Source organism: Treponema sp. TIM-1 (assembly GCF_046533115.1).
In the GTDB taxonomy this organism is placed as follows: Bacteria; Spirochaetota; Spirochaetia; order Treponematales; family Breznakiellaceae; genus JAIRMO01.
Genome location: NZ_JAJQRC010000016.1, coordinates 1 through 25,561, shown reverse-complemented (window position 1 = coordinate 25,561; position 25,561 = coordinate 1). Strand labels below are relative to the sequence as shown.

The 25,561-nt window shown below is 54.6% G+C and carries 25 protein-coding genes; 9 read left to right on the top strand and 16 right to left on the bottom strand.

All coding sequences use genetic code 11. The features are described 5' to 3' along the window. Window positions 1-3: 3 nt before the first annotated feature. The 4 genes from LQZ21_RS08140 (at window position 4) to LQZ21_RS08125 (ending at window position 2,580) form a co-directional block, all read left to right on the top strand. Window positions 4-600 (top strand): transporter substrate-binding domain-containing protein, encoded by a 597-nt coding sequence (locus tag LQZ21_RS08140; RefSeq protein ID WP_411043785.1) that lies wholly within the window; start codon window positions 4-6, stop codon window positions 598-600. A gap of 34 nt (window positions 601-634) precedes the next feature. After that, entirely contained in the window at window positions 635-1,060 is a 426-nt protein-coding gene (locus tag LQZ21_RS08135) for a DUF4418 family protein (RefSeq protein ID WP_411043784.1), read from the top strand. 162 nt (window positions 1,061-1,222) lie between these two features. After that, window positions 1,223-2,152, top strand: coding sequence for an aspartate carbamoyltransferase (pyrB, locus tag LQZ21_RS08130; RefSeq protein WP_411043783.1), 930 nt, complete (start codon window positions 1,223-1,225; stop codon window positions 2,150-2,152). Beyond that, the gene (locus tag LQZ21_RS08125; RefSeq protein ID WP_411043782.1) at window positions 2,146-2,580 is read left to right on the top strand and encodes an aspartate carbamoyltransferase regulatory subunit; all 435 of its coding nucleotides are present in this window, start codon (window positions 2,146-2,148) and stop codon (window positions 2,578-2,580) included. The genes pyrB and LQZ21_RS08125 overlap by 7 nt, the downstream gene beginning before the upstream one ends. A 234-nt stretch (window positions 2,581-2,814) precedes the next feature. Here the strand turns inward: LQZ21_RS08125 and LQZ21_RS08120 are convergent, their stop codons facing one another. Genes LQZ21_RS08120 through LQZ21_RS08105 form a run of 4 tightly spaced genes read right to left on the bottom strand, consistent with a single transcriptional unit; the run spans window position 2,815 to window position 7,262 of the window. After that, complete coding sequence (locus LQZ21_RS08120; protein ID WP_411043781.1) at window positions 2,815-3,750, bottom strand: alpha/beta fold hydrolase; 936 nt, start codon at window positions 3,748-3,750, stop codon at window positions 2,815-2,817. Window positions 3,751-3,752: 2 nt separating this feature from the next. Next, entirely contained in the window at window positions 3,753-5,429 is a 1,677-nt protein-coding gene (locus LQZ21_RS08115) for a carbon starvation CstA family protein (protein ID WP_411043780.1), read from the bottom strand. 14 nt (window positions 5,430-5,443) lie between these two features. Then, window positions 5,444-5,968 (bottom strand): 3-isopropylmalate dehydratase small subunit, encoded by a 525-nt coding sequence (locus LQZ21_RS08110; RefSeq protein WP_411043779.1) that lies wholly within the window; start codon window positions 5,966-5,968, stop codon window positions 5,444-5,446. Window position 5,969: 1 nt separating this feature from the next. Beyond that, entirely contained in the window at window positions 5,970-7,262 is a 1,293-nt protein-coding gene (locus tag LQZ21_RS08105; protein ID WP_411043778.1) for a 3-isopropylmalate dehydratase large subunit, read from the bottom strand. A gap of 188 nt (window positions 7,263-7,450) precedes the next feature. Here LQZ21_RS08105 and LQZ21_RS08100 point away from each other — a divergent pair, with 188 nt between their 5' ends. Beyond that, window positions 7,451-8,815 (top strand): MATE family efflux transporter, encoded by a 1,365-nt coding sequence (locus LQZ21_RS08100; RefSeq protein WP_411043777.1) that lies wholly within the window; start codon window positions 7,451-7,453, stop codon window positions 8,813-8,815. 170 nt (window positions 8,816-8,985) lie between these two features. Here LQZ21_RS08100 and LQZ21_RS08095 read toward each other — a convergent pair whose 3' ends face one another. The 8 genes from LQZ21_RS08095 to LQZ21_RS08060 form a co-directional block, all read right to left on the bottom strand. Next, window positions 8,986-9,399, bottom strand: a complete 414-nt coding sequence (locus tag LQZ21_RS08095) for an FMN-binding protein (RefSeq protein ID WP_411043776.1) — start codon at window positions 9,397-9,399, stop codon at window positions 8,986-8,988. A gap of 9 nt (window positions 9,400-9,408) precedes the next feature. Further along, complete coding sequence (locus LQZ21_RS08090) at window positions 9,409-10,080, bottom strand: ABC transporter ATP-binding protein (RefSeq protein ID WP_411043775.1); 672 nt, start codon at window positions 10,078-10,080, stop codon at window positions 9,409-9,411. A gap of 1 nt (window position 10,081) precedes the next feature. Further along, the gene (locus LQZ21_RS08085; RefSeq protein ID WP_411043774.1) at window positions 10,082-11,242 is read right to left on the bottom strand and encodes an ABC transporter permease; all 1,161 of its coding nucleotides are present in this window, start codon (window positions 11,240-11,242) and stop codon (window positions 10,082-10,084) included. Window positions 11,243-11,256: 14 nt separating this feature from the next. Then, window positions 11,257-12,537: an ABC transporter permease gene (locus LQZ21_RS08080; RefSeq protein ID WP_411043773.1), complete on the bottom strand. Its 1,281-nt coding sequence runs from the start codon at window positions 12,535-12,537 to the stop codon at window positions 11,257-11,259. A gap of 13 nt (window positions 12,538-12,550) precedes the next feature. Continuing rightward, on the bottom strand, window positions 12,551-13,837 hold the full coding sequence (locus LQZ21_RS08075) for a Fe-S-containing protein (RefSeq protein WP_411043772.1): 1,287 nt from the start codon (window positions 13,835-13,837) through the stop codon (window positions 12,551-12,553). 112 nt (window positions 13,838-13,949) lie between these two features. Next, window positions 13,950-14,540, bottom strand: coding sequence for an iron transporter (locus LQZ21_RS08070; RefSeq protein ID WP_411043771.1), 591 nt, complete (start codon window positions 14,538-14,540; stop codon window positions 13,950-13,952). A gap of 107 nt (window positions 14,541-14,647) precedes the next feature. Then, on the bottom strand, window positions 14,648-16,171 hold the full coding sequence (locus LQZ21_RS08065) for an FTR1 family iron permease (protein ID WP_411043770.1): 1,524 nt from the start codon (window positions 16,169-16,171) through the stop codon (window positions 14,648-14,650). 25 nt (window positions 16,172-16,196) lie between these two features. After that, entirely contained in the window at window positions 16,197-16,502 is a 306-nt protein-coding gene (locus LQZ21_RS08060; protein WP_411043769.1) for a hypothetical protein, read from the bottom strand. A gap of 293 nt (window positions 16,503-16,795) precedes the next feature. Here LQZ21_RS08060 and LQZ21_RS08055 point away from each other — a divergent pair, with 293 nt between their 5' ends. Next, on the top strand, window positions 16,796-17,335 hold the full coding sequence (locus tag LQZ21_RS08055; protein WP_411043768.1) for a hypothetical protein: 540 nt from the start codon (window positions 16,796-16,798) through the stop codon (window positions 17,333-17,335). Window positions 17,336-17,579: 244 nt separating this feature from the next. Here the strand turns inward: LQZ21_RS08055 and LQZ21_RS08050 are convergent, their stop codons facing one another. The 4 genes from LQZ21_RS08050 to LQZ21_RS08035 all read right to left on the bottom strand — a co-directional run bounded on the left by LQZ21_RS08050 (window position 17,580) and on the right by LQZ21_RS08035 (window position 22,091). After that, a complete protein-coding gene (locus LQZ21_RS08050) occupies window positions 17,580-19,292 on the bottom strand; it encodes an SUMF1/EgtB/PvdO family nonheme iron enzyme (protein WP_411043767.1) in 1,713 nt (570 codons plus the stop codon). A gap of 181 nt (window positions 19,293-19,473) precedes the next feature. Further along, the gene (locus LQZ21_RS08045) at window positions 19,474-19,815 is read right to left on the bottom strand and encodes a phenylpyruvate tautomerase MIF-related protein (RefSeq protein WP_411043766.1); all 342 of its coding nucleotides are present in this window, start codon (window positions 19,813-19,815) and stop codon (window positions 19,474-19,476) included. A gap of 34 nt (window positions 19,816-19,849) precedes the next feature. Then, window positions 19,850-20,728, bottom strand: a complete 879-nt coding sequence (locus LQZ21_RS08040) for a YitT family protein (protein ID WP_411043765.1) — start codon at window positions 20,726-20,728, stop codon at window positions 19,850-19,852. 484 nt (window positions 20,729-21,212) lie between these two features. Further along, window positions 21,213-22,091 carry a PHP domain-containing protein gene (locus LQZ21_RS08035; RefSeq protein ID WP_411043764.1) on the bottom strand — a complete coding sequence of 293 codons (879 nt, stop codon included), beginning with the start codon at window positions 22,089-22,091 and terminating at the stop codon, window positions 21,213-21,215. A gap of 497 nt (window positions 22,092-22,588) precedes the next feature. Between LQZ21_RS08035 and LQZ21_RS08030 the strand changes: the two genes are divergently transcribed. Genes LQZ21_RS08030 through LQZ21_RS08020 form a run of 3 tightly spaced genes read left to right on the top strand, consistent with a single transcriptional unit; the run spans window position 22,589 to window position 25,471 of the window. After that, entirely contained in the window at window positions 22,589-23,821 is a 1,233-nt protein-coding gene (locus LQZ21_RS08030) for an amidohydrolase family protein (RefSeq protein WP_411043763.1), read from the top strand. Window positions 23,822-23,832: 11 nt separating this feature from the next. Next, window positions 23,833-24,834 carry a cyclic nucleotide-binding domain-containing protein gene (locus LQZ21_RS08025; RefSeq protein ID WP_411043762.1) on the top strand — a complete coding sequence of 334 codons (1,002 nt, stop codon included), beginning with the start codon at window positions 23,833-23,835 and terminating at the stop codon, window positions 24,832-24,834. Between the two features lies 1 nt (window position 24,835). Beyond that, window positions 24,836-25,471, top strand: a complete 636-nt coding sequence (locus LQZ21_RS08020; RefSeq protein WP_411043761.1) for a Crp/Fnr family transcriptional regulator — start codon at window positions 24,836-24,838, stop codon at window positions 25,469-25,471. Window positions 25,472-25,561 lie beyond the last annotated feature (90 nt).

The following is a 25,561-nucleotide window of genomic DNA, read 5'->3' as shown; positions in this document are numbered from 1 at the left end:
GCCATGCGAAAAAAAGCGATGGTCCTTTTGACATTAGCGCTTGCGGCATTTCCCCTCTTTGCCGGGGGGGCTCCTCAGGACCCCCCGGCGCCTTTTAACGATCATGCGCTGGTGGCGGTACACCGGATTCACCTCCGCGAAGTTGTCCGAATCGGCGTTCCCGGGGATAACGTGCCCTTTAGCTATGTGGACGCCCAGGGGAACTGGCAGGGATATGATATTTACTTTGCCCGGCGCATTACCAAAGAAATTTTAGACGATAAAGAAAAATACCTCCGCCTGGTACCGGTGACCCACGAAAACTGGGTGGAACACCTGGAAACCGATAAGGTGGACATCGTCCTGGGCTTTGGTCCCGGCCCGGAAGCATCCGCCCCGGCGGATTTCGCCCTGCCCTACCGGAAGGCCGGGGGAGCCCGCATTGCTCCGGCGGTCAGGAAGGGTAACGGTGAATTGCAGCTCTGGCTGAACGATGTGATAAACCGCCGGGTGGAGGCGGATTTCTTCCATACGGCCTACGAAACGACCCTGCGGCCGGTGTACGGCAATGCCGTTGATCCGGAAACCGTGGTCATTGAACGGGGCAGAACCGAGCCATGAAAAATCCAGTACAACAAAAAATTTTGGAGGTACCATGAAAAACCGTATCCTTAGCGGCGGCGCCGTGATTGTTTTCGGGCTGCTCATCGCCCTGGGGCCGCAATTTCTGTTCAAGGTGTGCCCGGTTGTGGATGACATGTATATGAAATGCCATTGGTCGGCTCAGGCGGAAATCGGCATCGGCGCCGTGATCGCCCTATTGGGCGCGGCCCTGGTGTTTTTCTCCTCGCCTAAAATACGGCTGGGCTTGACTATCGGAATATTCCTGTCGGCTATCCTTGCCCTGCTTATCCCCCATGCCCTCATCGGCGGCTGCGCCATGCCCTCCATGCCCTGCCGTAAAATAACCTTCCCGGCGCTTACCGTTCTCAGCATTCTGCTGCTGATAACCGGGGGGCTTAACGGGCTGTACCTTACCCTGAAGAAAATTCTGCCGGAGGGGCCTTCAAAACTCGCTTAGCGCGACTGGGGGTTGGAACGGCTGGAGGATCATGCCGCTGTTCCGAGATGCAGAACAAAGCCGATGCCGCGTTGGTATGCCCTATTTTGGTCACTTCCCCATTTCCGGACAGACCTTGCAGGGCGTCCCCCTTTATGGTAAATTCGATTTATCGGGGGGATTATGCTCATAGGCCGGCATCTTATAGAACCGGGTAATTTTACCCTTGACGAGTTGGAGGGGCTTTTCTCTCTGGCCGAGGATATTGAGGCCCATCCGGAGCAAGTCCGGGAGAGCTGCCGGGGAAAGGTGTTGGCTACGCTTTTTTTCGAGCCCAGTACCCGGACCCGCCTGAGTTTTGAGGCGGCCATGCTGCGTCTGGGGGGGAGCTGCCTGGGCTTTGCGGAGCCCGGTTCCAGCTCCGCGGCCAAGGGGGAGAGCCTGGCCGACACGGTGCGGACCGTGTCCTGTTACGCCGACATCCTGGTCATGCGGAACCCCAAGGAAGGGGCCGCCCTCCTCGCCTCCCGGTATGCGGAGGCGCCGGTGATCAACGCCGGCGACGGGGGGCACCATCATCCCACCCAAACCCTGACGGACCTCCTGACCATCAAACGCCTCCGGGGGGGCATTGGGGACCTTACCGTGGGTTTCTGCGGGGATCTCAAGTTCGGCCGTACCGTCCATTCCCTGGCAAAGGCCCTGGCCCGTTACCCCCATATCAAGATGATCTTTATCTCTCCCCCGGAACTGAAGGTCCCCGACTATATAAGCCGGGGCATCCTGGAAAAAGAGGGGATTGATTATATCGAGGCCGACCGCCTTGAAAAGGTGATACCGGAACTGGATGTGCTTTACATGACCAGGGTGCAGCGGGAACGGTTTTTTAATGAGGAGGACTATATACGCCTTAAGGACAGTTACGTCCTGAATGCGGAAAAGATGGAACTGGCCCGTCCCTCCCTGATCGTCCTCCATCCCCTGCCCCGGGTAAACGAGATCGACGTAGAAGTTGACCGGGATCCCCGGGCGGTCTATTTTAAGCAGGCAAAATACGGCATGTACGTCCGAATGGCCCTTATCGCTTCAATCCTGGGAGTGGTTCCATGTTAAATATCGCCAAAATAAAAAACGGTATCGTCATCGATCATATTAAGGCGGGGCTGGGGATCCGGATCTTCAACTGGCTCGGCCTCAGCAAAGCCCCCTACACGGTGGCATTTGTGGTAAACGCCAGCTCGGAACACATGGGCCAAAAGGACATCATCAAGATCGACAACACCATCACCATCAATTTTGATATCCTCGGCCTTATCGATCCCAATATCACGGTAAATATCATAGAAAACGAGATCATCACCCGCAAGATCAAACTTCAGCTCCCCGAGCGGGTGGAAAACATCCTTATCTGTAAAAATCCCCGGTGCATTACCTCTACGGAGGCTTACATCCCCCACATCTTTCACCTGGAAAACCCCGTGGAACGGACCTACCGCTGCGAATACTGCGACGAGATCCGCTCCGCCGGGGATTTTCGTTAGTAACTCATATTACTCAAGGGTCCCAAGAAGAGATTTTAAACACGAACCACACGAACAGAAACAAAGACAAATTGACATTTTCACCGATATTTCTTTCCTGCTTTCCCACGAACAAAGAAGAGAATTCAGGTATAAATCTCAGAATATCGAAGCAAAAGTTCGTGATGTTCGTGTCGTTCGTGGTTAATCCTATTCTTCCTGCGTAACATGAGTGAGTAATTTGCCGCCGGGCTTTTAAAGGATGCTGTTGATAAAGGCGGCGATCCCGTCCTCAACTTCCTCCCGGATATCCCGGTCATTATGAATTTCATGGCGGTGTCCGGGATATAGCTTGGTTTTCACCCGCCGGTGCCCCGTGGCTGCCAGCCAGTTGGCCATGGCATAGACCCCCTCTCCATAGTCGCCCACCGGGTCCTGATCCCCGGCGATACTGTAGATGGGAAGCTCCCGGGGAACGCGTTCCGCCCACGGGGGGCCGATAATGGAATCCACCAGTTCCGCCAGGGCATAGAAGGAGGCCAGGGTGGGAACCCGGTGGGAATTGTTCAAGGGGTCTGTCCCGTGATCCCGGACTACATCGGGGTCCCCGGAGATCCAATCGTTGGGGCTTTGGGGATTTTCGTAGCGGTCGGTCATACCGCCAAAGAGCTTTACCAAATATTGGGGGTCCGATTCATTCCCCCGCCCCGCGTCTATCAGGCCCTTGATCTCTTTTTTAACCGGGTCCAGGGCCTTGGCAAGCCCCTGCCCCGAGGTACCGCATATAATCAGCCCCGCAAGGTGATCGCCGTAATGGGCGGCATAATCCCGGACGATCATCGAACCCCAGCTATGCCCAAAGATGATAAAGGGAAGCCCGGGAAAGGCCTGGGTTACCAGGTCGTGGAGGGTTTTTTCATCTTCCCGGGTGGTCCGGTATCCCTTAACGCCGAAATCCCCCCAGGTATCGGAATCTGCGGCGGTTTTTCCGTGCCCCACATGATCATCGGCGCTTACCACAAAACCCTCTTCGTTCAACCGGAGGATCAAATGCAGGTAGCGCCGGGAATGTTCCCCCAGCCCATGGACTACCTGCACGATAGCCCGGGGTTTCCTGATTGGGGTATATATCCAGGCTTTAATCACATCCCGTTCATTAAAGGATCGAAAATCCAACTCTTGTATAGCCACCGTTACCTCCTCACCGGCTTAGCTTTTTCGCCGAGTTTGGAAACCCCGGAGACCGCTACCATGATGCCCAGGGCCAGGAGCAGGATGGCAAAGACGAGCTGCAGGCCGTCGGCGGCAACGCTAAAGGTACTGTTGAACAATTTGCCGCCCTTGTCCCGGATGGTAAAGATCAGGGCGGTAAAGGTAACCGCCAGCATGATGAACATGGGCACGTACAGCATAGATCCCTGGCGCTTGGTTTTTTTCAGGAAGACCGCGCAGGCAATTAGGGCCAGGGCCGCCAATAGTTGGTTGGCCGAACCAAAAAGGGGCCAGATGTTCTGATATCCCAGGATGGCCAGGAGATAACCGACAAAAAGGGTGAGCAGGGTAGCCACATATTTGTTCGCCAGGATCGCCGAAACACCCGAAGCTTGGGAGCCATCCGCCCGATCCTCGGAAAAGAGTTCCTGAAAGGCAAGGCGGCCTACCCGGGAAACCGAGTCCAGGGAGGTGAGGGCGAAGGCGGAAACCGCCAGGGTGATCAGGGTATAGGTGACGTTTTCCGGGAGCCCCAGTTTGAGGAGGAAGCCTGAAATGGCGCTGGCGAAGATCACCGGCGGCGTACCCGCGGGGAGTTTTCCCCCCACCGCCAGGGCGCCCACGGTGATCAGGGCTATCACCGCCAGGAAACTTTCCACGAGCATGGCGCCGAAGGAAATCGGCAGCATGTGTTTTTCGTTATCGATCTGCTTGGACGCGGTTCCCGACGCCACCAGACTGTGAAAACCGGAGACCGCCCCGCAGGCAACGGTCACAAACAGCACGGGGAAAAGGTAATTCCCGTTCACGTTAAACCCGGTAAAGGCGGGGATGGATATGGCCGGGGCCGAGAAGACGATGCCGATAAAGGCCCCCGCGATCATGGCGATTAACAGGAAAGAGTTAAGATAATCCCGGGGCTGGAGCAGGGCCCATACCGGCGTTACGGAGGCGATGAAAATATAGATAAACACAAAGTAAAGCCAGAGACTCTTTTGCACAAAGACGGGAAAGGTGATGCCCAGGGCAATACAGAGTACCAGGAGCGCCACCGCGATGATCCCGCTGATCAAGCCGTTGGGCCTGTGTTTTTTCAGGATGAAGCCCAGACCCACCGCCGCAAAGATGAACAAAATGGAGGTGGTGGCTACCGAGGCGTTGGCGGCCACCGGCGCCCCTTCGGCGTTAAAACCGCCAAAGGTCCCCGCCACAATATCGGCAAAGGCGGCGACCACTAAAATAGAAAAAAGCCAGACAAAAAGCAGGAAGAGCCGTTTCCCGGTTTTGCCGATATAGGTTTCGATAATATAACCGATGGTTTTTCCCTTGTTTTTCACCGACGCATAGATGGCGGAAAAATCCTGGACCGCGCCGAAGAAAATTCCGCCGATGAGGATCCACAGCAGCACCGGTACCCAGCCGAACATGGCGGCGATAATCGGCCCGTTAATCGGACCTGCCCCGGCAATCGAGGCAAATTCGTGGCCGAAAACAATACTCGGCGGGGTGGGCACATAGTCCACCCCATCCTGAAATTCATGGGCAGGAGTTTTCTTTTGGGGATCAATTCCCCACTTGCGCGCCAGCCACCGTCCGTAAAAAACATAGGCCAACAGCAAAACCACCGCGGAAATAATGAGCATCACCAAACCATTCATAGTAAACTCCTCAATTAATAATGAAGGGCCGCGTATTCCACCCAGCCCCCTGATGCCACCAGCGCCTGTTCAAAATCTTTAAGGGTAAAGGGAACGGTTTCTTCGCTTGCAACGGATGTAAAGGTCAAGGTATTGGCCTCAATATCCACCCCCAGGGTTGTTTCCTTACCCGCGAATTTCCGGAAGATTCCCTCCAGGATGTCCGGGGGCAGTTCCGCGGCGATCATCCCGCAGTTGTACATATTTTGCCGGAAAATCCGGGCAAAGCTTTCGGCAATAACCAGATTGATGCCGTTCATCTCCAGTACCCAGGGGGCGTGCTCCCGGGAACTGCCGCAGCCGAAATTCGCCCGGGTCACGATGGCCCCCTTGCCGGGGATGTCCCTGGGGGGATCAAACCCCTTCAGTTTTAGATCCTCCAGGATATAGGGTTTGAGGGCTTCCTTGGAATTTTCAGTCAAATACTTCGCGGGGATGATCTCGTCGGTATTGATATCACTTCGGTCTAAAAACAGCACGGAACCGCCAAAGGTCTTCATACTACAGATCCTCCGCCCGGGTGATATATCCGGCAACGGCGGCGGCGGCGGCGGAAACCGGGCTCATCAAGTGGACCATGCCGCCCTTCCCCATGCGGCCGTAGAAGTTGCGGTTGGTGGTGGAGGCGCATACCTCCCCATCGGCCAGGACCCCGTTGGACATTCCCAGGCAGGCCCCGCAGGTGGCATTGGTCACGCAGCACCCGGCTTCCAAAAAGATCGGGATAAGGCCCTCTTTAAGGGCTTCCGCGTATACGGCGGTGGTGGCGGGGGAGACAATGGCCCTGACCGTATCCGCTATCTTGCGGCCTTTCAGGACCGCCGCCGCTGCCCGGAGGTCCTCAATACGGCCGTTGGTACAGGAACCGATGTATACCTGGTCCACCCTGGTCCCGGTGAGTTCCCGGATGGTTTTTACCTGGTCCGGCTTGTACCCGACGGTAGCGCAGGGCTCCAAGGCGGAACAGTCCAGGTCCACGGTTCCCGCATAAACCGCATCCTCATCGCTTCGCCATGTTTCAAAGTCCGCCAGGGCCGCTTCTTTGGCCGTATAGGTTTGGTCCCCCCGGGGACCGACAAAGGGCCACAGGTATTCCACCGTGACCATGTCGGGCATACATACCCCGGAAGTGGCCCCGGCTTCAACAGCCATGTTACAGATCGTCATCCGGCCCTCCATGCTCATGGCCTCGGCCGCGGGGCCCCGGAATTCCATCACCTGGTCGGTGGCCCCGGCGACCCCTATCCGGGCGATAAGGGCCAGGATCACGTCCTTGGGGGTAACGCCGGGCCGGAGGGTCCCCTCCAGGTTTATTCTGAGGGATGCGGGTTTTTTAAAGGCGCAGACCCCCTTGAGGATCCCCACCTCCAGGTCCGTGGTTCCCACCCCGGCGGCAAAGGCCCCGAACGCCCCATGGGTACAGGTATGGCTGTCACCCATAATAATGGTATACCCCGGCCGGACAAAGCCCTTTTCCGGGAAAATGGCATGGCAGACCCCATTCCGGCCTATGTCAAAGAAGTCCGGTATCCCCTGGCGGCGTACCCAATCCCGCAGGATCTTCCCCTGTTCCGCGGTTTTCGAGTCCTTGGCGGGGCTTACATGGTCGATCACCGCCTTGATCTTACGGGGATCAAACACCCGGTCCAGGTTTTTGCTGACCAGGTCGTTCACCGCGATGGGGGTGGTTATTTCATGACAAAAAACCGCGTCCAGATTCAATACCCAGGTCCCCGCAAAGGGCCGGTCCCGGACATGGGCTTCAAATATTTTTTCCGCTAAGGTTTTTCCCATACTGTTACCTTATCTAAAAGGAATCCCCTTCATAAGTCCCCATGATCCCCACGGCTTGGCAGTTTCAAATCTGAAACCAGCTCGATTTACTATAATTACCCTCATTACCCTTGTCAAGGACCGATTTTTCACAAAATGCCCCCATCCGCTCTTGACAAGCATCGATAATCCCATAAAAATAGCACTTCATGACCGAAAAAAGACTAAGAGCAACCGAACGGCTGGGAACGGAAAAAATCGGTAAATTGTTGTTTGATTTTTCTATACCCGCGGTGGTGGGTATGTTGGTTAACACCATTTATAATATCGTGGACCGAATCTACATCGGCCAGGGGGTCGATCCCCTGGGTATAGCGGGGATAACCATCGTCATGCCCCTGATGATGACGCTCATGGCGTCGTCCATATTAATCGGGGTTGGGGCGAACGCCCTGTTTTCCATCCGTCTGGGGGAAGGACGCCGGCATGAGGTGGAAAAGATCATGGGCCATGCCTTTGCCCTGCTTTTCCTGATACCGGGGGTGGTAATCCTCTTCTCCTTTATCTTTCTTGATAAGATCCTCATCCATGTCCTGGGGGCCAGCGAGGCGATTTTTCCCTACGCAAAAACCTATTTACGGATCATCCTCTACGGCGGTATCTTCAGCGCCATGGGGCCGGGGATCAACCATTTTATCCGATCCGACGGGCATCCCAAAACATCCATGCTTACCCAGATCATCGGGGCGGTATTAAACATCATCCTGGACCCCATCTTTATTTTTGTTTTCGGCCTGGGGATAGCCGGCGCCGCATGGGCTACTATTATCTCCCAGTTTATCTCCTTTGTGTTTGTGATGGCCTATTTTAACTCCCGCTTTACCGCCCTCCGCTTCCGTATCCGGGAGATGAAACTGACCCTGAAGCTCAGCCTCGACATCATGGCCCTCGGCCTTGCCCCCTGTGTCATGCCCCTGGCCATGGGATTGGTCAATGTCATTCAAAACCGCTCCTTGAGTTATTACGGCGGAGACGTGGCCATAACCACCATGGGGATTGTGGGCAGTATCATCATGATAATTTTTATGCCCCTCCAGGGGCTTAATCAGGGGGTCCAGCCCATCATCGGCTATAACTACGGGGCAAAAAAATACCACCGGGTGCGGGAGGCCTATTGGCTTTCAATTAAAGTGGGCACCGCCATGTTTACCGCGGGGTTTTTGCTGCTCCAGCTTTTCCCCCAATTTTTCACCGCCATCTTTACCCAGGCGGCGGGTGAGCTCCGGACGATGTGTGTCCGCGCCATCAGGATATGTACCGCCGCCCTGCCCCTCATTGGTTTTCAGATAATCACTTCCAATTATTTTCAAGCCGTGGGAAAACCTATCCAGGGCACGATCCTGGGTATGTCCCGGCAGCTCCTGATATTTATCCCCCTGCTGATCGTCCTCCCCCTGTTTCTCGGCCTGGACGGGATTTTCCTCACCATGCCCGTATCAGACGTACTTTCGGTGATAATATCGGCACTTTTCATGCGCCGTGAATTAAAGGTATTACAAAGGCTTGCCGGGTAACCCGGGGAATTTCTAGCGCCTAAAAAAACCCGGGGACGCGGACGCCCCCGGGCAAATACAAAACCTCAATCCCTGAAACCGGCCATATATGGGGGGGATCAGGGGCTTGCCGAAAAGATCGAAGAAAGGGGTGACGATCTTCCCGGCCCGGGGGATTGTATTTATTCACCTCATTTTTTTGCCTGCCCCAGAGCATTTTCAAGGGCTTCCAAAAATTGGTTATAGGCAATGGTGGCGCCGCTCACCGCGTCGACCTTTTTTATGTCCCCGGTCTCCTCGTACTGCCGGGCGTATTGCGCCATGGCCCGCACCGCAAGCTGGGCCTTGTCGTAAAAATCACGGTTGGAGATTTCCCCGTTCACCTTGCCGTAGTTTTCATCTTTGACGGTGCCGTCCTTCTGCCGGGTAATAAACCGGCACCCGGCAATCCGCCCCTCCTCGATGGTGATCGTTACTTCTCCCCAGGCCCCGGTATCGTCCTCGCCGCTTCGGCCGGAAAAGACCCCGTCCTGATAGTTTGCCCCGGCGCAGCCGGAAAAAACCAGCCCCAGCGCCAAACTAAAAAGCATGAACCATTTTTTCACCTTTTCCTCCTATCCCGGCTGCTTATTTTGCAAGATCCGGGCAACCCGTCCGTGTTCCAGTACCACGGTCCGCTCCGCGTCCTCGGCCACCTCCGGGTCGTGGGTTACCACAATAATGGTACTGCCCTCGGCATGGAGCTTCTTAAAAATAGCAATGACCATATTTTCATTGGTCTCGTCCAGATTTCCGGTGGGTTCATCCGCCAGGATAAGCATGGGATAGTTGATCAGCGCCCGGGCTATGCAGACCCGCTGCTGTTCCCCGCCGGAAAGCTGGCTGGGCAGATGCTTGGCCCGGTCGGCAAGGCCCACCCGATCCAGGGCTTCCAGGGCTTCCTTCTCGTCGGGCATACTGTGGTAGTACTGGGCCACCATCACATTCTCCAGGGCGGTCAGGTAGTTCACCAGGTGAAACTGCTGAAAGATAAGGCCGATCTTATCCCGCCGCAGGGTGGTAAGATTCCGGGCGCTTTCCTGGGAAATATTCCGGCCATCTAAATAAACCGAACCGGAACTGGGTTTATCCATACAGCCGATGATGTTCATCATGGTGGTCTTTCCCGAACCGGAGGGGCCCATAATTGCCAGCCATTCCCCCTGCTTCACCGTCAGGTCTATGTTTTGCAGGGCCTTGAGGTTTCCGTACACCTTCGAGATACCCTTGAGTTCCAATAGGTCCATATCATTCTCCTCGTAACACAATGGCGGGGTCCACATCGGTCGCCCTCCGCACCGGGATAAGGCAGGCCAGGGCGGTGATGATCACCGATACCAGAATGGTGGCGGGCGCCACCAGGGGTCTAAACCCGATGGACCGGCTGAACACGTTGATACTCACCATCTGGGCAAAGAAAAAACCGAACAGCGCCCCCAGGATACCCCCGATGGCGCCCAGGAAAATCCCTTCCCCCAAAAATTCAATGATGAGGCTGGAGTTCGCCGCCCCCAGGGCCTTCCGCAGTCCTATCTCTTTGCGCCGTTCCGCCACCACCGCCATCATGGTGGTGGCCACGCATATCATAATGAGGAGGAGGACGATCACCGTGACCAGGTAGATCAGGGCCCGGAGCTTGGTCAACACCGCCCCCTCGGAATCGGTAACCCGTTTCACCAGCCGGGGGCTTACCCCGGAAACCTCCGCGCTGATCCGGTCGGCCAGGGCCTGCAGGTCGCTGCCGGAGGCGGAAATGCTGCACTCCACCACATCGATCCTGCCCCCCTCGCCTATCATGTCGTCAAAATCCTGGAGGGACAGAAAGATGAAGGCCTCTTCGGTGCCGCCGGTCTGCACCACCCCGGACACCCGGAACAGGCGGCCTTCGGTGATACCGTCGGGGGCGGTGATCTTTCTGCCCTCCGCTCCGGTGCCGTTAATGGTAAATTCGCTCCCCGGCAGCAGGCGGATCCGCTCGGCCACCTCCTGGCCGATCAGGGCTTCCCCGGGGGATTCGGGCCAACGGCCCTGGACCAGCCAATAGGGGCTGGTCTTCCGGGCTTCCTGCAATTCGGTTCCCGCCGCCATAAAGGGCTGTTCGTTTATCTTCACCATCCGGTAACGGTAGGGGGCGGCTCCCACCAGGTCCTTTTGGGGAAGGTAGGCCAGGGTTTCCCTGACCCGGTCCATGGTGATGGTGGCCTCGTTCCCCGCGGGAACCAGGACAAAGTTGGTCCCATAGGAACGGAACTCCTGGCCCATTTGCCGGGGAATATCGTAATAAATGGTACTGAGTCCCGAGAGAATGGTTGCCCCCACGGCTACCGCCAAAAGGGCCACGATCATCCGGGACCGCCGGCGGAGGAGGGAACTGGCCACCATCTTGAGGTAGAACCGTTGTTTATTCATGCTGTCCCCGCTTTTTACCGTCCATGAAGCACCTCCGCGGGCCTGAGGGAGAGGAGGAGCCGGATTGAAGGGATACTCCCCGCCATGGTAACCAGGCACACCAATACGGCCACCAGGGGAATGACCAGGGGTTTAATTTCAATGGCGGAACCAAAAACCGACTGCCCGATGATCCGGGCAAAACCCAGACCGGCAAAGTAACCGGCCGCGCCCCCCAGGATCCCCGTGATGCCGATCTCCGTGAGGACCAGGGCGCTGATGGGGCCGTCATAGGCCCCCACCGCCTTGAGGAGCCCGATCTCCGCGGCCCGTTCCATCACGCTGGCGGTAACCAGGTTGGATATCCCCAGGGCGGAACCGGCCAGGCTTAACAGGGTGATGAGGAGCATCAGAAGCTGGGTTTTTTCCAGAATGGCCCCTTCGGATTCCGCCACCTGCCGGATGGGCTTGGAAACCGCATCGGTGATCACCTCGTCAATCTGATAACAGATGGCGCTCACATAGGCGGTACAGTACCAGGTCTCCCACTCCTTGATGGAAAGCCCCTGGGGGTCCTGGGCGGCCCGGCGGGAAAGCTCGTTGTCCGGGGTGGTAAGGGCGCTCACCTCTACCCGGCTCACCAGGCCCGGCCTGCCGGAAAGTTTCTGGGTGGCCGCCAGGGGGAGGTAGATCGCCCCATCCTCATCTCCCCCGGCATAAAAGATGCCGGTTACCGTAAATTCCCCGGTTTGGACCGGGCCCCGGAGGGTAATGGTATCCCCCAGGCGGAGCCGGTACTGGTCCGCCACGGTTTTTCCCACCATGACGGCAGGTTCTTCATCATCCCGCAGCCAGCTGCCCTCCACATCCCACCAGGTTTTCATGTTCCGCATTCCCGTATCCAGGGCCTCCCCGGTGGGGAGTTCCAAATGGTGGCTGAACCAGGTGCCCACCGCCGTGATATCCCCGTGCCCGTTAAGGGCGACCCGGGTATTAAGGTAGGGCGTAAAATCCACGATATTAAAGGCCCAAAATATGGTTTTGATATTTCCCAGTTCATCTTCATTGAGATATTTATCCGATACCCCGGAACCTTCATCCACCCCGTAGAGATCATCCAACAGGGAAGCTCCCCGGGGAATGACGTTAATGTTGGCGCCGTAGGTTTTCAATTCCTGGTTGACCTTATCCCCCACGTCCAGCATGACGTTCAGCATGGCCGTAGCCAGGGATGCCCCCAGGGCTATGGTGAAAGCCACCATAAGCATCTTGCCCTTCTGGCGAAAAAACGCGCCCTTTACCAATCTCCAAAACATCGAAGCCCTCCCGTTATTTGAACCGGACCTTTTCGTTTTCCAAATTCGCTATCTCTACCACCATATTCCCGCTGCGGAGACTGTAGGCCAGGGGAACCGGGTTACAGCCCCCCTTAAAGCCTATGGTGGAAATATTCATCACCACATCGCAGAGCCGGCAGATCACCTGGCCCTTCCGTTCGTAATATCCCGTGGCGCCGCAGATATCGCAGGCGTCAAGCCCCACCCCGTAGGCGATCTCATTTTTTTTAATCACAATAAAACGCACCTCCGTACCGTCCGAGGCGTAATAGGCAAAACGGTGCAGGTGGCCGTCTTCCACCTGGGGGATGGGGATGAGGATCTCCTCCCCGGCAATGGTCATGGGTTCGGCGGGGGACAATTCTACCCCCCGTTCGGTGTAGGCCTTGACCACCGTGACGCTGAAAATCGAAACAACAAAGCCCACCGCCACCGTAAGGCACCAGCGCCGGTTTGTCCGGAGGCCCGCCCGGATCTTCCGGCGTTCCGCGGGGTTTTTCCCGGAAATGGGGGTCCGTAAACCGGTAATGAACAGGGTGAGGGGAAGCAAAAAGCTTATCCCCATAAGACCATAGAAAAAAACACTATCGTTATTAACCGCCGCGACAATGAGCCTGAAGACCCAGCGGATCATGGGGATGATACGCCGGGCCAGGAGGAATTGCACGATGACGACCAGTTGATGGCACATATTAACCAGGATGGCAGCGGTGAGCAGCACCTTTAAACGCTTCGGGGACAGGCCCTTACCGGTTTTATACAGGGCAAGGACGGTGAGGATCACCGCCAGTAATCCCGCAATAAAACCGATAAATTTAAACAGAAAATCGGTACTGAATATGCTTTCATCGGCCAGGGCAAATTCCGTGGGATACAGAAAGATAGTGGGCAGGGCATAAAACAACAGGGCCCCCGGGAACAGGGCGTTTATATAACCGGGGATGGCTTCGGCCAGGGAAAGGCGTTTTTGCAAAAACGGCAGGTTTCGTAAGGGCTTTTGCACTACTTCCCATAAGAACAGAATATGGAGAATTCCGAATATAATAGCGAAAGATAAAACCCAGAGATTAAAAAAACCCTGGCTGATAAGAGCGGTGGTCCGGCGCAATACCGCGATTATCAGGGCCCCCCCCGTACCGGCGGCGCAGCCCCAAAGGGCCGGCATCTTCCGTCTCTCTCCGCTTCCTCCGGTTTCCTGAACTAATACCGCCCACAGCAGGGCGGTCAGTATCCCAGTGGTCAATAAATGATCGATCACCTGGATGAGATATCTTAACATAATTCCCTTTCTTTACGACGCTAACTACAAAAACAAAGGATGAGGAAATGAGCAGCAAGCCATGGGGAACCGTCCCGCATGCCTTGCTCCCCATCCCTCATGCCTTATTTTTTTACCAGGCCGGGCCCGCGTAGTCTACGGTCCACTTCGCTTCCAGAGGGGCGCCCCAGAACCTGCCGGGAACACCGGTTGCCTGATCCACGTGAAGCACGTAGCCCTGGGCTTCGGGGTTCTGGATGAGGAAACGCACCGTGTAGGTCCCGGGACCGCCGGGACCGGGCAATTTAACGTTGGCGCCGTAGTGGGGGCCGTCGCTGGCGTTCATGGGCATAAACGTGCCCTCCACCTTTTCCCCGGTGGATCTGACGATCTCGTACAGGACCGTCAGGTTGGGCACAAAGTCCCCCACCCCATAGCCCAGATCGTTTTCAGCGGCGGAAATATCCGCCTCCATATGCATGTCCGACTGGGACGCGGGAAGTCCCGCGGCAGCGGGAAGCATATCCACGGGCTGGAAATAAACCCCCGCCACATTGAGGGGCCCCAGCTCAAAGTCATCTCCCAAGGGGAATTCCTCAAAGCCGGCGGCTTCGCCGGGGGTTACCGTACTTTCAGGGCGGGTTCCGCCCTGCTGTCCGCCGGCAAACAAAGAGACGCCGCACAGGACAATCAACAGAAGTACCATCAGTTTTCTGATATTCATGGTACACTCCTCCTACATATTTTTCTCTCAGGTCTTATGACCTGAGTTGTTCCCATTGTTTAGGGCCTTCCCGAAACCGTCGGGCTTGGGGAAGGCCGCTGTATTTGTTAGGCCGCTTTTGGCGCGGCCGCTTTCGCCTTTCCCCGCCTGAGTTGGATGATGAAGGTAATCACGGTGATCACCAGCAGCACGATCTGGGGGATCAGGGTTTCCAGGGTGGGATAGATCCCCAAAATATCGGAGGTCACCCCTGAAATTTGGGTAACGCCGATGACATTCCCCTCCTGGAGTTCTTTGATGCCGTTACCGACAAAGGTAATGGACATGACAAAGAGCAGGACGCTGGTTCCCAGGAAAAAAGGTTTCAGGGGAAGGCGGATGCTCAAAACCCGGATCAATATATAGATGATAACCAAGGCAACGACCCCGACCCCGAGACCCAGCCAGATCATGTTGATATAGGTTTCGGTACTGGCCAGGAGGGCCTGGTAAAAGAGGATCGTCTCCGCCCCTTCCCGGAAAACCGCGAGGAAAGCGGCAAAGGCCAGGGAAAACATGCTCCCCCGGGTAATCGATGCCTGGACCTTGCTTTCGATATAGCCGGACCAGGCCTCGGCCTCGGCCTTGGACACCATCCAGTTGCTCACGTAGAAGAGCACCACCACCGCCAGCAGCATGGTGGCCCCTTCGATAATCTCCTGGTTCTGCCCCCCGGCGACGCTGGTGATCCGGTTCAAAATCCAGGCCATGATGACGCTCACCCCCAGGGCGACGAGGGACCCCCAATATACCGGGCGGGTACGCTTCTTGTTGCCGCTCTTGAGGAGGTAGGCGATGATCGCCCCCACGATGATGATAGCCTCAAAACCTTCCCGGACGATGATGAGCAGGGAACCCAGGAAAACCGCGATGGCGCTCTCCTCCCTGCCGTCAAGCTGGGCAGCGTCCTCCCGGAGCCAAGTCGCCAGGGTATCAAGCTCCGCGGTAATTTCCTCCTGGGGCGCCTGGTTGTTTATGGCCTTTTTTATGGCGCTGAACTGGTATTCCACCTGGGCCGCCCGGGCGCCGGAGATCCGGCTCATCACGATCTTTTCAAACCCGACCTTCTCGTAGAACTGAAAGTAGGCCACATCCACCTGATCCTTTGCCCCCTTGGGGTCCCCGGAAAGGTAGAAGTCATTGGCCTTAGCCAGGACCGCAGCCATTTCCTCGGCGGTTTTGGCCCAGTTCCGGGCCAAGGCCGGCGGTTCCTCTTTGCCGTCAAGCCGGTTCGAGGTAACCCGCAGCAGGTAGAGCAGTTCGTTCTGATTCTCCCGTACCTCCCCCTGGCTTTTGCCTTCCCGCATGATGGTTTTTATATATTCAAACCATTCTTCTATATTTTGTACCCGGGACGGGGAGATAACGGTCCGGATCTGCTCTTCAAAGCCCATTTTTTGATACTCGGAAAACGCGGTGTCCACCATCTCTACGGCGGCATCGACATCTCCCGATATATAGCGGTAGTAGGCTTCGGTCAGGATGAGCCTGACTTCGCGTTCCTTTCCTTCCCAGTAGCCGGCATCGGCAAAAACCGGCGGAAAAATTACCGCAACAAAAAGTATAATTACCAGAGGCAATGTTTTAGCCATCAATTAACCCTCATTGTTAATAGGATCAAACTTCTTGAAGAAGATAGCATTGACTAACTTTTATGTCAAGTATGTTTGTGGAATTTAACATTTTTTTTGAAAAGAAAAAGAGAGTGAGAAGGGAGGAGAGAGGAGTTATGAAATTGGTCGGTTCAACAATACATTTCCTCACTCCTAGCTCCCCACTCCTAGCTGTTTTTTCCTCGTTTTTTATATTTTTTTCCCAAAAACTAAAGCACCCTGCATCCCCGTGCCTTATTACTCCCGGAGGTATTTCATGGCTATCCATAAACCGAAAGACAACAGCTTTAAACTCATCCTCGATGACCACCGCCTCTTTATCGACTTCCTCCTCCGCTACGCCCTGAAGCCTTCATCACATACGGTGGCCTTTCTCGGGGCTCCCGCCCTGCCGCCATCATCCTCTCAACACGCTCCCGCGTGCCCCCCTGGGCGCCTCCCCATCTTCCTCGAAAACTGGGACTCCGATACCGTCAAACAGTCCATTTGACGACAGAAGACCCGCTCTTCTCCGGTTAAAGGTATCCCAGGGCACCTTTTGAGTTTTTAGCCGGGATACCCCTTAAGAAAATTACCGGTACGGTGGGGAAAAGGTGGGGTGGGGTGGCGGTGTACACTCATAGGGGGGACCCTCCGGGGGGACCCTATGAGTGTACAGCCGCCAGGACCCCCGACCAATTTCTCTCCGTACCGGTGAGACTGGATGTATCCCGGGTGAAAAAAGTGCAGGATCTGAAGGGATTACCGGGAGACTACTGGGAAGGGATAGCATTGAATATTCCTGAGGGGATGGTTAAACTGGTAAAGGATGTGATCACGGTCCTCTTGGAACGGCTGGAAGTCCCGGCTGAGGAGATAGAGGCGGTGAAGGAGTATGTGGGGAAGAAGGAGTACCAGACGATGTTTGACGCATTGGTAGAGAGTGTCTTAGAGGACAAACGGCTTGCCCGGGAGGAAGGATGGGAAGAGGGGCGAGAGGAAGGTATCCAGATAGGCACCGAAAAGGGACGAGAGGAAAAACAGGCGGAAGCCTACCGGGAAAAGCTGGAATCGGCCCGGATCCTCAAGGGCTATGGCGTTTCGGTGGAGGTAATTGCCCAAAGCCTGCATCTGACCGTGGAAGAGGTAGCATCCGTCCGGTGATATGGCCCCCCCGACTAATTTTTCCGTAATTCTCAGTTTAAAATAACCACGAACAGGGGGAATAATTCTGACTAACCAACTTTACTCGATTTTCGACTGCCTTTTTCTCACTTAATTAACTGCATAGCGGTCTACTTTACGCCTTCGTGGTGAAATTCTCTTAAAACAACCACGATTTTTTGCTTTGATATCCTGAAATTTATACCTGAATTCTCTCCTTTGTTCGTGGTTAACTGCCTTGCAATCAGCGGCGGACAACACGGAAGCCGATATAACTGTTCCGGATGGAGGGGGACTCGCAGCCGCGGCTGGTATGACGCAGGCTGTTTTCGGTGGAAAGCCAGCTTCCGCCGCGGATAACGCGGAAAGTCCCCGAAGCCGGGCCCAGGGGATTTTGCTGCCTTCCACCGGCATAACTTTCATACCAGTCCCAGCACCATTCATATACATTCCCGCTCATATCATACAATCCCAAGGCATTAGGCCTTTTGGTCATCACCGTCCGGCTGCTTTCCCCGCTGTTCATAGTAAACCAGCCCGTACTGTTTACATTCGGATTGCCGTCGTATACCAAACTGAGATCCGTATTATTACCCCAGCGGGCGGCATATTCCCATTCCGCTTCGGTGGGCAGCCGGTAACCGGAGGCGGTAAAATCGCAGACTATGGCATCACCGCTTCCCTGGTACGCCGGGACCAGCCCTTCTTTTATGCTCCGTTTATTGCAGTACTCCACCGCATCGTACCAGCTTATATTCTCTACCGGAAAGCGATCCCCCTTAAAATAGCTGGGATTATCCTCCATGATCTCCACCCATTCCGCCTGGGTCACTTCATTTTTTCCTATATAAAAACTACTGATCTCTACCTCGTGGACGGGTCTTTCCGACCTGCTGTACCTGCTGCCCATGCGGAAACCTCCCCCCTTAACCAGGATCATCATGTCGGAGGACCGACCGACCGGCCTGGGCTCGGTAGACACCGGGACGTCGGCGTCTTCCTCGGCGGGGGGTGGGGTAGTCCCCTCCACGACAGATGGTTCGGCAGGCTCTGTAGCAGGCTCGGATGGTGCGTCCGGGGAACCGGGTCCCAGGGTTGACGCCAGTTTCCGCATAAGCTCAATGCCATCGGCCACGGATTGATAGCTTATGGCGCCGCCGGCCTGCTGACTGGCATCCGAGGTATTGAGAATGGAGGCAATAAACAGTTTGTTTTCATCCAAAAACCGGATATCACTGGATAATACCTGCTGGACGTTTAAGGCCCTGCCGACGGTTTTGACGTTCGCCGGATTGGCGGCAACAGAATGTTTGATCTGTTGTTCCGTCATAATGGTTTGAAGGGCGCTGTCCCGGGGCTGGACCGAATAACGCCCGGAATTGGCAAGCTCCATGCTCAAAATCTGGATCAAAAGTCTCGCCTCATCCCGGTCAATTCCGGAAGGGACCATCACCGGCAAAATCGACAGGCGGGGGGTGTAGTAGGGGGCATTGTTCTTGCTCGTCGCCGTCAACTGCCGGACCATATCGGGGATCATCTCCTGCAGCTCTTCTATATCGTGATATATCCCATAGGTCCCGGCGATCAAGCGGAATCTTCCCACCTGGAAAACGGTGATCAGGATCAAGTTATCCTCCCCCAGGGATTGGATATGACCGGCCATTACGTAATCGACATTAAACGGACGGCCTAATCGGGCGATGGTATCTACATCGGTCAGGCCGGTGGATTGGTGGAACGGTGATTCCCGGGTAATGGCCTCAATGGTGCTGATCCGGGGGATAACGGTAAAAGACCGGGTCAGTCCGGGGGCATAGGAAAAGAACAAAGCAATGGTTTCCCCGTCCTTGTCGCCGGTAAAGGGCAGGATCCCAAGCCGTGGATTTGTCTGGGCAAAAAGAGCGGCGCTTAGGGCAAAAAATAGGGAAAACGCCGTTATTTTTTTGAAACCGGTCACAACATACACCCCTATGGAGTTTGGCCTTTAACTCATTAGTTTATCAGAAAATTACCCCTGTGGGTAGAGACCTCCCCCAAACTAACGTTTTTTAACCCCGGAGATTACCATTACCTGCCGCCGCCTGCAAGCAGAAGCAGGGCCTTCGTTTATCAAGCCCCCCGCATGGCGGTAAGGCTCCCTAATGAAATTCCCCATCATAACCCCAGTGTTCGTACTCGCCGATGGTCAAATATTGACGGGCGGCGGGTATGCCAAATTCCCGAGTGATATAGTCAAAAAGTTCCCGGGTAAAGCGTTTTTTGGCTTCCGCGTCTGTTTTGGTGTAGACCCGCAGATCGATGTACACCGCGGGCGCTTCGGTCCCGCCCATGTAGAGGGAGGAACTGTCCTGGATACTCACCATAAGGTCCGGTTCGGTTTTCCCGGGGATGATGGTAATAAGACTGCCCAGTTGGTTTTTCAACTTTTCCTTTTGGGGGACGCTGAGTTTCTGTCCGATGGTAACTTGAACGTAGGGCATGGTTTACTCCTTTAGGTTTCAGAATTTCCCGCGGCTAATCCTTGGGATGCTGATAAAATCGTCCGTTAAGCTGCTCGGTTTTTAGCACATTGATAAAGGCATCGGGATCGAGCCTTTTTATCGCCGCGACCAGGGCATTCACCTCCCCGGCGGACACGACCGAATAGAGCATCTCCCGTTCGGCCATTTCGTAACGGCCGATGCCGGAAAAAGAGGTGGCGGCATGGTTGGTCATTTCCCGGATAAGCTCGTAGACCTCCCTGCTTTTGCCGGTAATGATGAGCAGGGTCCTCTGCTGGTAGCCCCGGTACATTCCGGACAAGGTCATGGTGGTGGTAAACTGAAAAATGATCGAATAGAGGACCCGGTTAAGCTCAAAAAGGAAAGCCGCCAGGAGGAGGATGACACAGTTCCCGGCAAAGATATAATTCCAGGCATCCTTCCGGTATTTTTCCGAAATGAAGATGGCGATAAAGTCGGTACCGCCGCTGGTAGCCTCCGCATAGAGGCAGAGGCAAATCGCCGCCCCGTTGAGGATGCCGCCGAACACCGCGGAGAGCAGCTCATCATGCAGTTGGATAACCTGGATAAACATGGCAGGCATCCAGTCCGTAAAAAGACCGGTCAGGATCACCATCAGCCCCGAATAGATGGTGAACCATTTCCCAATATACTTAAAACTGATCGCCGCCGGTATGGCGTTCAGGACAAAGAGGATGATGCTGAAGGGTACGCTGACGCCGCCGAACCGGAGGGCGCATTCCTTGATCAGCAGGGTCAACCCGGTAAAACCTCCGGGGACCAGCCCCCCCGCGTGAACAAAGGTATTGAGATCAAAAGCCATCAGCAGCGCCCCGGCAATGATCAGGAGAAACCGCTTTACCGTATACCAGGTTGAATTTTTATCGTCCATCTCTTTTACTATAGTATAATCCAAAAACCTCCGGCTGTGTAAACACTAAATATACCCATAGAGAATTTAAAAAATTTACCACGAAGGAGAATAAGGAGGGAGAAAAGTTAGGAGAGAGGAGTTAGGAGTGGTTCGTTCTTCCTCAAGCCCCCCCCCAATTCGGCTGAAGGCCTCTTACCCCCCCGGCACTCCGACAGTTTAGGTCCGTGCCGGCGAAGCCCGGCCTAAACTCCCGGAAAAGAGCTGTGGACGCGGACTCTACAGGTTGGGCGTAAAGCCCCCCCCTCCGCCTAATTCGGCTGAAGGCCTCTTACCCACCCCGACCCCCGGCAGTTTAGCCATGCCGGCGAAGCCCGGCGGGGAATTACGCCCCGCTCACGGCTCTGGAATTCCCCGCGGTAACAGACCGGTTACGGGCTGTGGACGCGGACTCTACAGGTTAGTGAGCGGGGCGTAATTCCCCGCCGGGCTTGCTTCGCCAAGCCTAAACTGGTGCCTTAGTATCTACCAGGCAGCGGGACGCGAGGGGAGGGATATTTTCCAGGAGGGAATTCTCTATCTTGCGGCCTCCCGCGGTAATACCCAATTTTCGGTCGGGCCGGGCCTCCCCATGAAAATCGCTGCCCGCCGTGATATAGAGGCCCAGGGATAGACCCAAGGCCTCCAGCCGTTTACACGCCTGGACCTTTGCGGTGGGATGCCAGGCTTCGATTCCGTCAAGGCCCTGTTCGGCAAGCTCCCGGATCAAGGCCGGAAGCCGGCCCCAGGAAACATAGAGGGACATGGGATGGGCCAGAACGGCAAGCCCCCCGGATTCCTTGATGATCCCCAGGGCGCGGCGGAATTCCAGGGCCCCTTTGGGCATAAAAAAGGGCTTCCCCTTGGCCAAAAACCGGGAAAAAGCCTGTTCCCGGTTTTTAACAATCCCCCGATTTACCAGGAAGGAGGCAAAATGGGGCCTTCCGATGGACCCCCCCCCGGACAGGGCCCGTATCTCCTCCAAAGTTACCGGAATACCCTGATCGCGCATACAGTCCAGGATCTTCAGGTTCCGATCATCCCGCAGCCGAGTCAATTCCGCCAGGGCCTCCAGAAAAGCCTTGCTGGGCCGGTTTATCCCCAAGCCCAGGAGGTGAAAATCCCCCTGCTGGATATCCTGGGTCCGGGCAATTTCCAGCTCTACCCCCGGAATAAACCGGATCCCCTGGGTCAAAGCCTCCTGCTGCGCGGCCTCAATACCGTTTATGGTATCATGGTCCGTTAAAGCAAGGGCGGAAAGTCCCTGATCCGCCGCTGATTTTATCAAGGCAGCGGGACTTAAGCTGCCGTCAGAGGCGTTTGAATGGGTATGCAGGTCGATCATAAAAGTTTCATGTTTATCATACGGCGGTATCCGTATTTTTCCAAGGGGCTGCTTCAAAAAATCAGCAATTCTTAGTTTTAACAAAGGACAGAAAAAAGAACCACGAACCACACAAACCTCACGAACAAAAGAGAGAATTCAAGTATTAACTCAGGTGACGTACGGGACCCAAGGAGAGATGAAATTTAACCACAGACCTCACGAACAAGAGGAAATTTCGAACAAAAAGTTCGTGGTGTTCGTGCCGTTCGTGGTTAATCCTATTCTTCCTGCGTAACATGGGGTATTAATTTCAGGATATCGAAGCAAAAGTCTGTATTTTTTCGAGTGGTTCGTAGTTATTTTACATTAAGAATTACGGTCACCAAATCTGCATTTTGAAGGGGACCGGTTAAGAAACGGGTAAATATGCCGAAAATATAAGATGATGAGGAAAGATCGTTGACTGTTCCGATTTTCAACCGTAAAATGAGGATATATAGAAAGGACGGCTCCGGATGTTTAACTATTCTCTAAAAAATGGTATCGTGGTAACATCAGGAGGTTCCCCCAAGGCGGGCAGCCTGGGTGTTTCCGGAGAACGGATAGCTCCCGCCCATAAGGCCCTGACCGTGGATCTGGGGATGAAATCCTTTGTGTATCCCGCCCTTATCAATACCCATGACCATTTGCAGGGAAATTACCTCCCCCGGGTCGGTCCTAAACCGGGAACTTTTTATCTAACCTGGTACCCCTGGGATAATGATCTTAAAGCATCCGATACCTTTACCGAACGTTCCCGTTTGTCCAAGGAAGAACTGTACACCCTGAGCGCCTATAAAAATCTGTTTTCCGGGGTAACCACGGTTAATGACCATTTTCCCCAAGCCCTGAATAAAACCATCTTGCCCACGCTGCCGATCCGGGCCATCCTCGATTACGGTCTGGCCCATGAAGTCTCTTCGTATGACCTTAAATGGGGCGATGGGGTTGAGGTGGAGCACCAGCGGGCGGTCAAAAACGGCTGGCCCTTTATTACCCATCTGGCGGAGGGCTTTGATGAGGAATCCATGGACGGGGTGAAAATTCTGGAACAAATGGGAATTTTGGATAACCATTGCCTGTTGGTCCATGGAGTCGCCTTCAGCGATGAGGATATACGCAGGATAGCCCGGGCCGGGGCCAGTGTTTCCTGGTGCGCCGCCTCGAATATGTTTATGTTTAATGTTACCTGCAAAATCAGAAAATTACTGCAGGCCGGGGTGAATATAACCATCGGTACCGATTCCGCCGCCACCGGATCCTATAACTTTTTTGAAGAGATCCACTATGCCCGGGACCTGTACCGCAAATTGTACGGCGAGGATCTGCCCGCCCAGACGATCTTCGAAATGGTTACCCGCAACGCCGCAAAAGCCTTCTGGATGCAGGATCAGCTTGGCACCCTGGAACAGGGGAAGCTGGCGGATATCCTGGTGTTACGGGGCCATGTAGACGACCCCTATGAAAATTTGGCTTCCGCCGCTATGGAAGACATAGAACTCCTTACCCTGGCGGGTAAACCCCTCTACGGGGAGCTGCGGTTTATCGATTTATTCGGGGGGGAATTGCCCCAGGGGTATTCCCGTATTACCGTGGCAAACCGGCCCATGTTTGTCATCGGCGATCCCGGGATGCTGTATCTTGAAGCCCGAAAAAAGATAGGCTTTAAAAAAATCCTGGATTTTTTGCCCTTTGAGCCTACGGTATAGGTGGAAAGCACGTGCCTAAAACATTACAGTACCGGTCCGGTTCAGTTATCTATTTCCAGGGAGATATGGCGGATAAGATCTTTGTTTTAAAGGTGGGACAGATAAATTTGGTGTATCAGGATATAGAAACCGGTGAAGACACCCACGATTTTGTACAGCCGGGAGAATTTTTTGGGGTAAAATCGACCCTGGGCCACTACCCCCGGGAAGAAAATGCCATTGCCCTGCAGGATTCTACGATCATGGCCTTTACCGTCCCCGAATTTGAATCCCTGGCCCTGTCAAATACCCGGATCATCATGAAGATGCTCAAGATCTTTTCCAAACAGTTACGGCGGATCCACCAACAGGTTTCCAGCGTGATGGAAAAAAAGGAGCAGCCGGACCCTGAATTGGGCCTCTTTAACATCGGGGAATATTATCTTAGAAACAAACAATACTCCCAGGCCAGATACGTGTTTAACCGGTATCTTACCCATTACCCTTTGGGAAGAAAAGCGAACCAGGCGGAGAAAAATCTTGAACTTGCCGAATCCCAGGCACGGGCTGCCGCTGTCGGCAAGGCTTCCGCAAGTCACCGTACTCCGCCCGAGATCGTCAGGGTAAAGCCCCCGGTGGAGGCGCCTAAAAACATATCCGCCACCGCCGCGGCTTATAATGAAGCCATGGACCGTATCCTCAAGAGAAAATACCAGCAAGCCTATATCGCCTTTAACAATATCGTACAGGCCGATGCCGAGCCCGAATATACCATCAAAAGCAGTTATGAACTGGGCCGCTGCCTCTTTTTACTCGCCAAATACCGGGATTGTATACAATATTATACTACGATGATCACCAGATATCCGAAACATCCCAAACTGGCGGAAACCCTCTTTTTTATGGGTCAGTCCTATGAAAAAATCGGTAAAAAGGAACAGGCGGCGATCTTTTTCAAAAAGGCCCGTTCCCTTTCCGGTGAGAAAGAGGATGAGTCCCAGGAAAAAACGGCGAACAAGGCTTTGGGGGCTTAACATGGATATGGCAGCATTCAGCCGGTTTAGCCGGATCTTTCAACCGGGAGAGGTGATCTTTGCCGAATTTGAGCCGGGGTATACCTTTTATTTTATCCAATCCGGCCGGGTGGAGCTGGTAAAACTCATCGGGGATATTGAAAAAATCCTGGATATTTTACAGCCCTCCGAAATGTTCGGCGAAATGTCGCTCCTGGAAAATTCCCCCCGATCCGCCACGGCCATTGCCCTGGATGTGGTAAAGGTGTTGGAATTTAACCGCAAAAACTTTGAAATTCTGATGGAGGGAAACCCCCAAATTGCCCTGCGGCTGCTCAAGCTGTTAGTCAAGCGGATATATGACTCAAAACGGCGGTTCATGACCCTCACCCTGGAGGACGACCATGCTAAAATCGCCGATGTGTTTCTTATGCTGGATGAAACGCAAATCGACATTGATAAGACCAGCGCCTGCCGGACCTTCGAGACCACCACCGATGATATTGCCCATTGGGCCGGCATCAATACCTCCCGCGGCAGGGATATTTTAAACCATTTTGCGGCCCAACGGCGTTTGGAAATAGCTTCCAACCACATTACGGTGAAAAACATCAATGATTTTGCCCGGTTTGTCAATTCCCAGCGCAAAAAGCTCTAAGGACCCGCGCAGAAATAACATGACCGATTGGTCATGTTATTTCCTTATTGCATAAGCAATTAGAATAAAATGCATGGCATTTTATTCTCG

Excerpts from the sequence above, each read along its gene's own strand:
- LQZ21_RS08090 (WP_411043775.1), bottom strand. The coding sequence starts at position 10,080 with ATGGACCTATTGGAACTCAAGGGTATCTCGAAGGTGTACGGAAACCTC.
- LQZ21_RS08125 (WP_411043782.1), top strand. The coding sequence starts at position 2,146 with ATGTTAAATATCGCCAAAATAAAAAACGGTATCGTCATCGATCATATT.
- LQZ21_RS08035 (WP_411043764.1), bottom strand. The coding sequence starts at position 22,091 with ATGATCGACCTGCATACCCATTCAAACGCCTCTGACGGCAGCTTAAGT.
- LQZ21_RS08065 (WP_411043770.1), bottom strand. The coding sequence starts at position 16,171 with ATGGCTAAAACATTGCCTCTGGTAATTATACTTTTTGTTGCGGTAATT.
- LQZ21_RS08080 (WP_411043773.1), bottom strand. The coding sequence starts at position 12,537 with ATGTTTTGGAGATTGGTAAAGGGCGCGTTTTTTCGCCAGAAGGGCAAG.
- pyrB (WP_411043783.1), top strand. The coding sequence starts at position 1,223 with ATGCTCATAGGCCGGCATCTTATAGAACCGGGTAATTTTACCCTTGAC.
- LQZ21_RS08100 (WP_411043777.1), top strand. The coding sequence starts at position 7,451 with ATGACCGAAAAAAGACTAAGAGCAACCGAACGGCTGGGAACGGAAAAA.
- LQZ21_RS08140 (WP_411043785.1), top strand. The coding sequence starts at position 4 with ATGCGAAAAAAAGCGATGGTCCTTTTGACATTAGCGCTTGCGGCATTT.
- LQZ21_RS08020 (WP_411043761.1), top strand. The coding sequence starts at position 24,836 with ATGGATATGGCAGCATTCAGCCGGTTTAGCCGGATCTTTCAACCGGGA.
- LQZ21_RS08030 (WP_411043763.1), top strand. The coding sequence starts at position 22,589 with ATGTTTAACTATTCTCTAAAAAATGGTATCGTGGTAACATCAGGAGGT.
- LQZ21_RS08135 (WP_411043784.1), top strand. The coding sequence starts at position 635 with ATGAAAAACCGTATCCTTAGCGGCGGCGCCGTGATTGTTTTCGGGCTG.
- LQZ21_RS08085 (WP_411043774.1), bottom strand. The coding sequence starts at position 11,242 with ATGAATAAACAACGGTTCTACCTCAAGATGGTGGCCAGTTCCCTCCTC.
- LQZ21_RS08040 (WP_411043765.1), bottom strand. The coding sequence starts at position 20,728 with ATGGACGATAAAAATTCAACCTGGTATACGGTAAAGCGGTTTCTCCTG.
- LQZ21_RS08075 (WP_411043772.1), bottom strand. The coding sequence starts at position 13,837 with ATGTTAAGATATCTCATCCAGGTGATCGATCATTTATTGACCACTGGG.
- LQZ21_RS08070 (WP_411043771.1), bottom strand. The coding sequence starts at position 14,540 with ATGAATATCAGAAAACTGATGGTACTTCTGTTGATTGTCCTGTGCGGC.
- LQZ21_RS08110 (WP_411043779.1), bottom strand. The coding sequence starts at position 5,968 with ATGAAGACCTTTGGCGGTTCCGTGCTGTTTTTAGACCGAAGTGATATC.
- LQZ21_RS08045 (WP_411043766.1), bottom strand. The coding sequence starts at position 19,815 with ATGCCCTACGTTCAAGTTACCATCGGACAGAAACTCAGCGTCCCCCAA.
- LQZ21_RS08115 (WP_411043780.1), bottom strand. The coding sequence starts at position 5,429 with ATGAATGGTTTGGTGATGCTCATTATTTCCGCGGTGGTTTTGCTGTTG.
- LQZ21_RS08105 (WP_411043778.1), bottom strand. The coding sequence starts at position 7,262 with ATGGGAAAAACCTTAGCGGAAAAAATATTTGAAGCCCATGTCCGGGAC.